The organism is Acrocarpospora macrocephala (assembly GCF_009687865.1).
GTDB classification, from domain to species: Bacteria; Actinomycetota; Actinomycetes; order Streptosporangiales; family Streptosporangiaceae; genus Acrocarpospora; species Acrocarpospora macrocephala.
On record NZ_BLAE01000009.1, the window covers coordinates 162869 to 171497 of the forward strand.

Sequence of the window (8629 nt, forward strand, 5' to 3'; positions counted from 1 at the left end):
CTCGGCCGCTAAGGGTGATCACGTCCGATTAGGCTTGCGCAGGTGACCACCGCGCATCACGAGGACCGCCTGTCGGGCCAGATCCAGTTCATTCTGGAGATCGACAAGCTGAAACGCGTCCTGCGGCGCAACCTGCTCATCGACGGCTCCCGGCGGGAGAACGACGCCGAGCATTCCTGGCATCTCGGAATGCTGGCGTTGGTCATGGCCGAGCATGCCGAGCCCGGGGTGAATCTGGACCGGGTGGTACGGATGCTGCTCGTGCACGACATCGTGGAGATCGACGCCGGGGACACGTTCATCTACGACGTGGTGGCGGTGGAGGCGCAGGAGGCGGCCGAGCGGGCGGCGGCGGATCGTATCTTCGGGCTGCTGCCGGAGGATCAGGCTGCGGAGTTCCGGGCGTTGTGGGATGAGTTCGAGGCGCGCGAGACCCCGGAGGCGCGGTTCGCGAAGGCGCTCGATCGGCTGGCTCCGATCATGGCCAATCATCACAATGAGGGCGGCACCTGGGCGTTGTACAAGGTGACGGCGCGGCAGGTGCGGGAGAAGATCGCGATTATCGCGGATGGGTCGGCGACGCTGGGAGCGTTCGCGGTGGCGCTGGTGGAGACGTCTGTGGCGCGGGGACACCTGGCGCCCTGACGCCTGGGCCGTTTGTGGCGGGAAGGTGGAGACCTCTGCGGCCCAGGGGCACCCGAACCCTGATCCGGGGTCTTGCGGCCGGATGTTCGCCTTCCTGAGGCGGGGGTAGGTCGGTCAGGGGGTGAAATCGATGGATAAATCGACTGAACCGCGCCGGGCAAACCGTCTCATCGCTCCGCCTGGGGAGACCTTGGATCGGTTGGAGCACAGTAGTCGGCTTGATCCGCCGATACGGGTGCTGGCGAAAGCCGTACGAGCCAGGATCCGGCCAGGGCGGTTGCGGGACATGCTGCATGGGGTGCCGATCGGGCATCCGCTTCATCCGTTGCTGGCCACGTTCACGCTGGGGTCTCTGGCGGGGACCGCCGTGCTCGACCTGACCTCAGTTGATCCACGGGCGGCGCGCGTGCTCCTGACGACGGGGCTGGCGGCCGCGCTGCCCACGGCGGCGGCGGGGATCACCGACTGGTCGTCCCTGCATCGGGAACAACAGCGGGTCGGCTTCGTCCACGCGGTGGCCAATGTGACCGCGCTCAGTCTCTACACCACCTCGCTCCTCATGCGGCTCACCGGCCGCACCCGAACCGGCCGGACCCTGTCCTTTCTGGGCCTCGGAGCCGCGAGCCTGGCCGGATATCTCGGCGGGCACCTGGCGCATCGCCAAGCCGCCGGCGCCAACCACGCCGAATCGGTCACCCATTTGGTCCCGACCGGCTGGCACGACCTGTGCACTCTCCGCGAGCTCCCCCACGGCCGCCCTGTCATCCGCCGCCTCGGCTACATCGACCTTTTCGTCCTCCGCCTGGGCGAAACCGTCACGATCCTCGCCGACGGCTGTTCCCACCTGGCCGGCCCGCTCCACCAGGGCCGCATCGCCGTCGAGGACGGCACTCCGTGCATCATCTGCCCGTGGCACGGCAGCGTTTTCCGCCTCACCGACGGCTCCGTAGTCCACGGCCCCGCCACCGCTCCCCAACCCTGCCTGCAAACCCGCCTCAGTGAGGATGGCATAGTCCAGGTCTGTGTCTAGAAGGCGTATACCTCGATCCTGGTCCTATCGGTCTGCCACAAAATCGCTCGCCAGGTTGAGGAGATCTTGGTGACGCCGCTGGAAGCGGTCGCGGTTTTCGCGGCGGGGGTTGGGGCCGGGGGGATCAATGCCGTGGTCGGGTCGGGGTCGTTGATTACGTTTCCGACGTTGCTGGCGGTGGGGTATCCGCCGGTGGTGGCGAATGTGTCCAACAACATTGGGCTGGTTCCGGGTGGGATTACCAGCGTGCTCGGGTACCGGGCCGAGTTGCGGGGGCAGCTGGAGCGGTTGCTGCGGTTGGGCATCGGGTCGGTGCTAGGGGCGCTGGTCGGGGGGTTGCTGCTGCTGTGGTTGCCGGAGCAGGCGTTCCAGGTGATCGTGCCGGTGCTGATCGCGGTGGCGTGTGTGCTGGTGGTGGCGCAGCCCAAACTCAATGTGTGGCTGGCTGAGCGGCGGCCGCACGCGCATCCGCATGGGGGGCCGTGGTTGTGGCTGGGGGTGTTCGGGGCTGGGATGTACGGGGGATATTTCGGGGCGGCGCAGGGGGTTGTGCTGATCGGGCTGCTGGGAGTTTTCCTCGATGAGGGATTGCAGCGGGTCAACGCGGCCAAGAATCTGCTCTCACTGCTGGTCAACACATCGGCGGCAGTGCTGTTCGTGGTGATCGCTCAGGTCGACTGGACGGCGGTGGCCTTGATCGCGGTTGGGTCCGCGCTGGGCGGATTCATCGGTGCCCGAGTCGGCCGGAAACTTCCCGCTCCCTTCCTGCGCGCCGTGATCGTCATCGTCGGCGTCACGGCCATCATCAAACTCCTGACATCCTGAAAAATGCGTACAAATGCTCGAATGTGGGTATGACAAGGGTGTGAAAGGGGATCGAGTAGAAATCGTCATCGACGCCGGCGGCACCCCGCGCACCTACGAGGTCGTCGCGACCAAAGCCGGCCGCCGCGTCGAGGTAACCACCGGCCGCAGCATCGTCGAAGTAAGCGAAGTAACCCGAAACGGCACCCCCGTCCGCACCGCCCGCTTCATGTCCAACCGCATCCTCGCCCTCGTCGAGCACCCGGTGGACGGCGGTCCCACTCCCCTCGGAACCTAGGAAGAAGGACGGTCGATCTGACCGTCCTGCCGAGGGTTGACCGCGTCCCGCGGAGGTTCTACCGCATCACGCGGAGGGCTGAAGAGGCCGCCCAGGTTTTCGAGGGCGCGGCCCATTTCGGAGGGGACGATCCAGAGTTTGTTGGCGTCGCCCTTGGCGATTTCGGGGAGGGTTTTGAGGTACTGGTAGGCGAGGAGGCGGTCGTCGGGGGCGCCCTCGTGGATGGCTTTGAAGACCATGGCGATGGCGTCGGCCTCGCCCTTGGCGCGCATGGCCTTGGCTTCGGCTTCGGCCTGGGCGCGGAGGACGGCGGCTTCGGCTTCGCCGCGGGCCTTGAGGACGGCGGCTTCGCGTTCGCCCTGCGCGGTGAGGATGGCGGACTGCTTGTTGCCTTCCGCGGTGAGGATGGCGGCGCGTTTGTCACGGTCGGCGCGCATCTGCTTCTCCATCGAATCCTGGATGGAGGCAGGCGGATCGATCGCCTTGAGCTCGACCCGGTTGACGCGGATGCCCCATTTGCCGGTCGCGTCGTCCAGCACCCCGCGCAGCTCGGTGTTGATCTCCTCGCGCGAGGTGAGCGTGCGCTCCAGATCCATCCCGCCGACCACGTTCCGCAGCGTCGTCACGGTCAGCTGCTCCACCGCGACAATGAAGCTCGCGATCTCGTACGTGGCCGCTTTCGGGTCGGTGACCTGGAAGTAGATGACCGTGTCGATGGAGACGACCAGGTTGTCCGAGGTGATCACCGGCTGCGGCGGAAACGTCACCACCTGCTCGCGGAGATCGACCTCGACCTTTATCCGGTCGATGAACGGCACCACGATGTTCAGACCCGCGTTGAGGGTCCGGTGGTAGCGACCGAAACGCTCCACGATCCTGGAGGTGGCCTGCGGCACGATTCTGATCGTTCTGGCCAGGGCAAATCCCGCGACACCAACCACGATCAGGGCGGCGATGAGCTCAACCATGCTCTCACTCCAGTCTTTGACCCCGGCTGGAATGCTATTTGGTTTTGCCGATACGCGTGGATTAAGACCACATATCAGAACGGACGCGCGTACCACCGGCCGTTGTCGCCGCGGTCCAGGCTGAGCGGCACGCCGAATGTCTTGGACAGGTTGTCGGAGTTCATCACCTGCTCGAGCGGCCCCTGCGCGACCACCGATCCATGCCGCAGCAGCATCACGTGGGTGAACCCGGCCGGCACCTCCTCGACGTGATGCGTGACCAGCACCATGGTCGGCGACTTCGCGTCCAGGGCCAGCGCGGACAGCCGCCTCACCAGATCCTCCCGGGCGGCCACGTCAAGCCCTGCGGCGGGCTCGTCCAGCAGCAGCAACTCCGGGTCGGGCATGAGGGCTCGAGCGATCTGCACCCGTTTGCGCTCGCCCTCGGACAACGTGCCGAACCGCCGCCGGATCAGGTGCGCGCAGCCGAGTTGATCGATTAATTCGACCGCGCGGGTCACGTCGTTGGAGTCGTACTCCTCGTTCCAGCGGCCGAGAATCGCGTACGACGCGGTGATGACCAGGTCGATGACCTTCTCCTCGGGCGGCACCCGTTCGGCCAGCGCCGAGCTGGCCAACCCGATTCTGGGCCGCAACTCGAAGACGTCGGTCTGGCCGAGGCGCTCGCCGAGGATCTCCACCGAACCTTCGGTGGGGAACAACAACGCGGCGGCGACCTGCAGCAACGTGGTTTTGCCCGCGCCGTTGGGGCCGATCACCACCCAACGTTCGTCCTCGCGCACGGTCCATTCGATGCCGCCCAAGAGCGTCGCGCCGTCCCTCCGGACGGCCACGTCCTGCAGCCGAAGCACCTGACCGCCCACGACAGTCCCCCTCCCGTTCGAACACGCTCAGACAAAACCTATTGCAGGACGAGCGCATATCGTGGACTGGGTGCGCACCGATTCACCGATCTCCGCCACCCTTGTCGCCTGGGGCAACGCCTGGCTGACCGGGCACATCGGTCTTGACGAGGCCGTGGACCGGGTCGAACGCGCCGCGGGCCCGCAGCTCGTGGCCGTCCCCGTGGATGCCACCCCCGCCACCGAGACGGCCGGTTCGCCCTTGCCCGCCGAGGTTTCCGCGCCCGCCGCCGAGCTGGCCGACGTGCCGTTGCGCGGCTTCCTGGCGGAACTGCGCGGCGAAGGACTGACCTCGTTCCGGCTGGCCCTGCCCGCGCCCGGGGATCCGCTGGGGCTGACCGGGCCGCCCGCGTTCACCCGCTCGGCGGTGGCGGCCGAGCAGGCGGCGATCGCCGTACTGGACGGCAAGCGGCTCGGCCTGGTGCCCGCCGAAGACCGCCGCGGCTCCTCCTACTCGGGCGTACGGTGGGCGACCATGCCCGCCGCGACCACCGACGCCGACGTGCCACAACTAGCCGAAGCCGAACGCGCCCTCACCCTCACCATGCGCTCCGCAACCGACGCCCTGATCGGCATAGACGGCCCCGCCCAAGGTTTCCCCTCCCTCGACGCCGCCGACGAGGCCCTCGCCCCCGGCTACCCCGGCCGGGCCCACCGTCTGGGCGCCCTGGCCGCCCGCCTCTCCCTCGCCCTCCGCCTCGCCGAGGAACGCGGCCTCACCACCAGCCAACTCACCACCCGCAACGAGGCCCTCCGCGACCTCGACCGCGCCGTACGCCGAGCAAGAATCGCCGCCCACCACGCAATCGTGGAACTCAGAACGCCCTGAAGCTCGAGTCGTCAGGGGGAGAATTCCTTGATTTGCCAGAGTTTCAGGCGGCGGTCTTTGCCTGCGGAGACGATTGCGGGTTTGTCGTCGAGTTCGACTAGGTCGACGGAGAGGACGCCGCCTTTGTGGGCTTTGACTGGTTTGCCGAGGGCCTTGAAGGTTTCCAGGTCCCATAGGCGGATTGTTCCGTCGGTGCTTCCGGAGACCAGGACAGGGTGGTTGTTCACCTCGCCGAAAGCCAGGGAGTAGACGTTGTTCTTGTGGCCGGTGAGTGTCTTGCCGACGGCTTTCCCGGACTTGGGGTCCCAGATCCTGATCTTGTTGTCCTCGCCGCCGGATATGACCACGTCACGGCCGTCGAGCACGCCGGTCGTGACCGAGTAGACCGGCTTCTTGTGGGCCCGGAACGTGGTGTTGATGCGTTTGCGGGTGGAGGCGTTCCAGACCCGGAGCGTGCGGTCCTCGCTCGCCGAGATGATGACGGTCTTGCCATCCCGCTTGCCCAGCGTCAGCCAGTTGATCACGTTCCGGTGTGCGGCGATGGCACGGCCGAGGGGTTTGCGTTTCTTCAGGTCCCACATCCGGATCCGGCCATCGGCACCGCCGGAGACCGCGACCCATTTATCCCCCACCTTGCCCACGGCCACCGCGTACACGGCGTCAGAGTGCCCACGCATCGGACTGCCGAGCGCCTTGCGCTTCTTCAGGTCCCAGACCCGGACGGTGCCGTCCCTGCTACCCGTAACCGCCAGCGCGCGACCGCTGACGTTGGCGGCGGCCACCGCGTACACCTCGTCGGAGTGGCCGGTCATGGGTTTGCCGATGGATGTGCGCTTGTCGGCGTTCCAGAGGCGTACCTGACGGTCCAGGCCGGTGGAGACCAGGACGTGGGTGTCGCCCACCGTCGTGGCGGCCACGGAGTAGACCGCGCCGCGATGGCCGGACAGCGGTTTGCCGATCGGCTTGCCCAGGGCCGGGGGCGGCGTGACCACCGGCGTCGGGCTCGGCGACGGCAACGGCGACGCGACGCTCGACGGTGGGAGGGGAACGGCGGAGGAGGTGACTTGAGCCACCGCCTGGGGATCCTCCTCCTCGCCGGAGAACATGGCGGGAACGACGAACAGAGCGGTGGCGGCCAGCGCCAGCACGACAGCGAGCCCACCACCGACCAGCCCCGCCCGCCTTCCCCGGCGCGGCACATCGGTGTCGGGAAAGAACACCGGATCCGGCAGCCGATGGTTCACCGTGACCGACTGCTCAGACTCCGGGTCGTACGACGGCGAGGCGAACGCGTTCGGCCGCGCCGCGTCAAGTGACGGCGAAGCGAACGGATTGACCGGCGCCGCAGCAGACGGGTTGAGCGGCGCCGCGTCATGCGACGGCGAGACGAACGGATTGACCGGCGCGGCGTCATGTGACGGCGAAGCGAACGGATTGGCCAGCGCGGCATCAGGTGACGGCGGAGCGAACGGATTGACCGGCGCGGCGTCATGTGACGGCGAGACGAACGGGTTGGCGGGTGTCGCCGCGACCTGCAGGCCCGCCGTCATCGAGCGTTCGAGGTCGTCGGTGTCAGCGCCCTGCTGGTCAAGCAGAATGAACAGTGCCTCGGCCGCGGTCGGCCGGTCCTCCGGACGTTTGGCCAGGCACGACTGTACGAGCGGGCGCAGCCGATCCGGCAACTGGGAGACGTCGGGTTCCTCGTTGATCACCCGGTAGATCACGGCAGGCAGGCTGTCGAACCCGAACGCGGGCCGCCCCGTCGCCGCGAAAATCATCGTGACCGCCCAGCTGAACAGATCGGACGGCGGCCCGACCCGCTGCGCGCCGATCTGCTCGGGCGACATGTACGCCGGCGTCCCCACCACCCCACTGGACAACGTCACGGAGGAGTCCAACGCCCGCGAGATCCCAAAATCGATCACCCGGGGCCCGTCCGGCCCCAGCAGCACGTTGCTCGGCTTGAAGTCCCGGTGCACGATCCCCGCCCGATGGATGGCGGCCAGCGCGGTGATCGTCCCCACCGCCAGCCGATACAGCGCGCCATCCCGGCGAGGACCCTCATCGTGCACGATCCGCTGCAACGACACGCCATCGACCAGCTCGCTCACGATGTACGGATGATCGCCATCCATATGCGCGCCGATCACCCGGGCAGTGCAGAACTGCGCGACCCGCCGGGCGGCCGCCACCTCCCGCAGGAACCCGTCGGCATCATCCACCGCCTGCTCCCCGATCCGCGCCCGGAGCAGCTTGATCGCCACATTGGCGCCATCGGGCCCGGTGCCCGCGTACACCACGCCCTGCGCGCCCTCGCCCAGCCGCCCGACCAGGCGGTAACCCCCGAGCGAGACCGGATCATCGGGACGGAGTGGTTGTGTCTGCGCCACGTCGGGCATCCCCCATCATCCCGAATCACGAAATTTACGACCCGGATTCTAGTGAGGGAAGATCGCCATCCTCATTCCAAAGTGATAATCATCAGATATACGGGGATTACCATGACTCATCCAACGGAGACTCCATGCGCCGCACTTCTGGCATGCTCGCAGGGCTCACTGTCTTAGTTCCGCTTGCGCTGACCGCACCGCCCGCCGCCGCGAAGATCACCGCGCCGACCACCGCGACAACCGCCACGGCTCTCCCGGCGAAGGCCGCCAAACGCGACCCCTACGCGAACTTCAAGATCCACCACGTGACCTACCCGAAGAAGGTCAAAGCCGGGGGCAAGGTCACCTACAGCTTCCAGATCACCAACGTCGGCCCGCACAGCGCCGACTACTACTACATCGGCGGCATCCTCCCCAAGGGCATCGTCAGCACCCTCAAATGGGGCGGCCCCAAAGGCACCGAATGTTTCTGGGAAGGCCGCGAATTCTGGTGCTGGCCCCCGCCGATCCTCTACCCCAACCCCGCCGAGGGCCAGACCGACACCACCTGGCTGACCATCCAGATCACCCTCCTCAAGGGCACCCGCGGCACGCTCACCACCAAGCTCGGCGCCATCACCTACGACGTCCCCACCGGCGCGGAGAACCTCGACAAGAGCCAGCTCAAAGAACTGGGCATCGACGGCTGGATCACCACCAGAACCGTCAAAACCAAAATCATCGCCCCCGGCTCCCGCGTCTACATCCCCCCGCCCCCCAAGCC

The 8629-nt window shown here is 67.2% G+C and carries 9 protein-coding genes; 6 read left to right on the plus strand and 3 right to left on the minus strand.

Annotation, left to right across the window (positions count from 1 at the left end; genetic code table 11):
* Positions 1-42 precede the first annotated feature (42 nt).
* The 4 genes from Amac_RS09010 to Amac_RS09025 all read left to right on the plus strand — a co-directional run bounded on the left by Amac_RS09010 (position 43) and on the right by Amac_RS09025 (position 2777).
* On the plus strand, positions 43-645 hold the full coding sequence (locus tag Amac_RS09010) for an HD domain-containing protein (RefSeq protein ID WP_155353855.1): 603 nt from the start codon (positions 43-45) through the stop codon (positions 643-645).
* Between the two features lie 199 nt (positions 646-844).
* Positions 845-1675, plus strand: coding sequence for a Rieske (2Fe-2S) protein (locus tag Amac_RS09015; RefSeq protein WP_246268182.1), 831 nt, complete (start codon positions 845-847; stop codon positions 1673-1675).
* Positions 1676-1744: 69 nt separating this feature from the next.
* Positions 1745-2500 carry a sulfite exporter TauE/SafE family protein gene (locus Amac_RS09020; RefSeq protein WP_155353857.1) on the plus strand — a complete coding sequence of 252 codons (756 nt, stop codon included), beginning with the start codon at positions 1745-1747 and terminating at the stop codon, positions 2498-2500.
* 40 nt (positions 2501-2540) lie between these two features.
* On the plus strand, positions 2541-2777 hold the full coding sequence (locus Amac_RS09025) for a DUF8836 family protein (protein WP_155353858.1): 237 nt from the start codon (positions 2541-2543) through the stop codon (positions 2775-2777).
* On the opposite strand, the gene Amac_RS09030 is transcribed toward Amac_RS09025, so the two are convergent.
* On the minus strand, positions 2774-3745 hold the full coding sequence (locus tag Amac_RS09030; RefSeq protein ID WP_155353859.1) for an SPFH domain-containing protein: 972 nt from the start codon (positions 3743-3745) through the stop codon (positions 2774-2776). The two genes, Amac_RS09025 and Amac_RS09030, sit on opposite strands and share 4 nt — an antisense overlap.
* A gap of 74 nt (positions 3746-3819) precedes the next feature.
* Positions 3820-4608: an ABC transporter ATP-binding protein gene (locus Amac_RS09035; RefSeq protein WP_155353860.1), complete on the minus strand. Its 789-nt coding sequence runs from the start codon at positions 4606-4608 to the stop codon at positions 3820-3822.
* A gap of 70 nt (positions 4609-4678) precedes the next feature.
* Here Amac_RS09035 and Amac_RS09040 point away from each other — a divergent pair, with 70 nt between their 5' ends.
* Complete coding sequence (locus Amac_RS09040) at positions 4679-5476, plus strand: Rv1486c family protein (RefSeq protein ID WP_155353861.1); 798 nt, start codon at positions 4679-4681, stop codon at positions 5474-5476.
* Positions 5477-5487: 11 nt separating this feature from the next.
* Here Amac_RS09040 and Amac_RS09045 read toward each other — a convergent pair whose 3' ends face one another.
* Positions 5488-7875, minus strand: coding sequence for a serine/threonine-protein kinase (locus Amac_RS09045; RefSeq protein WP_155353862.1), 2388 nt, complete (start codon positions 7873-7875; stop codon positions 5488-5490).
* 125 nt (positions 7876-8000) lie between these two features.
* On the opposite strand from Amac_RS09045, the gene Amac_RS09050 reads away from it, so the two are divergent.
* The coding region (locus Amac_RS09050; RefSeq protein ID WP_170322392.1) for a hypothetical protein at positions 8001-8629 on the plus strand (629 nt) is incomplete at its 3' end.

Excerpts from the sequence above, each read along its gene's own strand:
- Amac_RS09045 (WP_155353862.1), bottom strand. The coding sequence starts at position 7,875 with ATGCCCGACGTGGCGCAGACACAACCACTCCGTCCCGATGATCCGGTC.
- Amac_RS09030 (WP_155353859.1), bottom strand. The coding sequence starts at position 3,745 with ATGGTTGAGCTCATCGCCGCCCTGATCGTGGTTGGTGTCGCGGGATTT.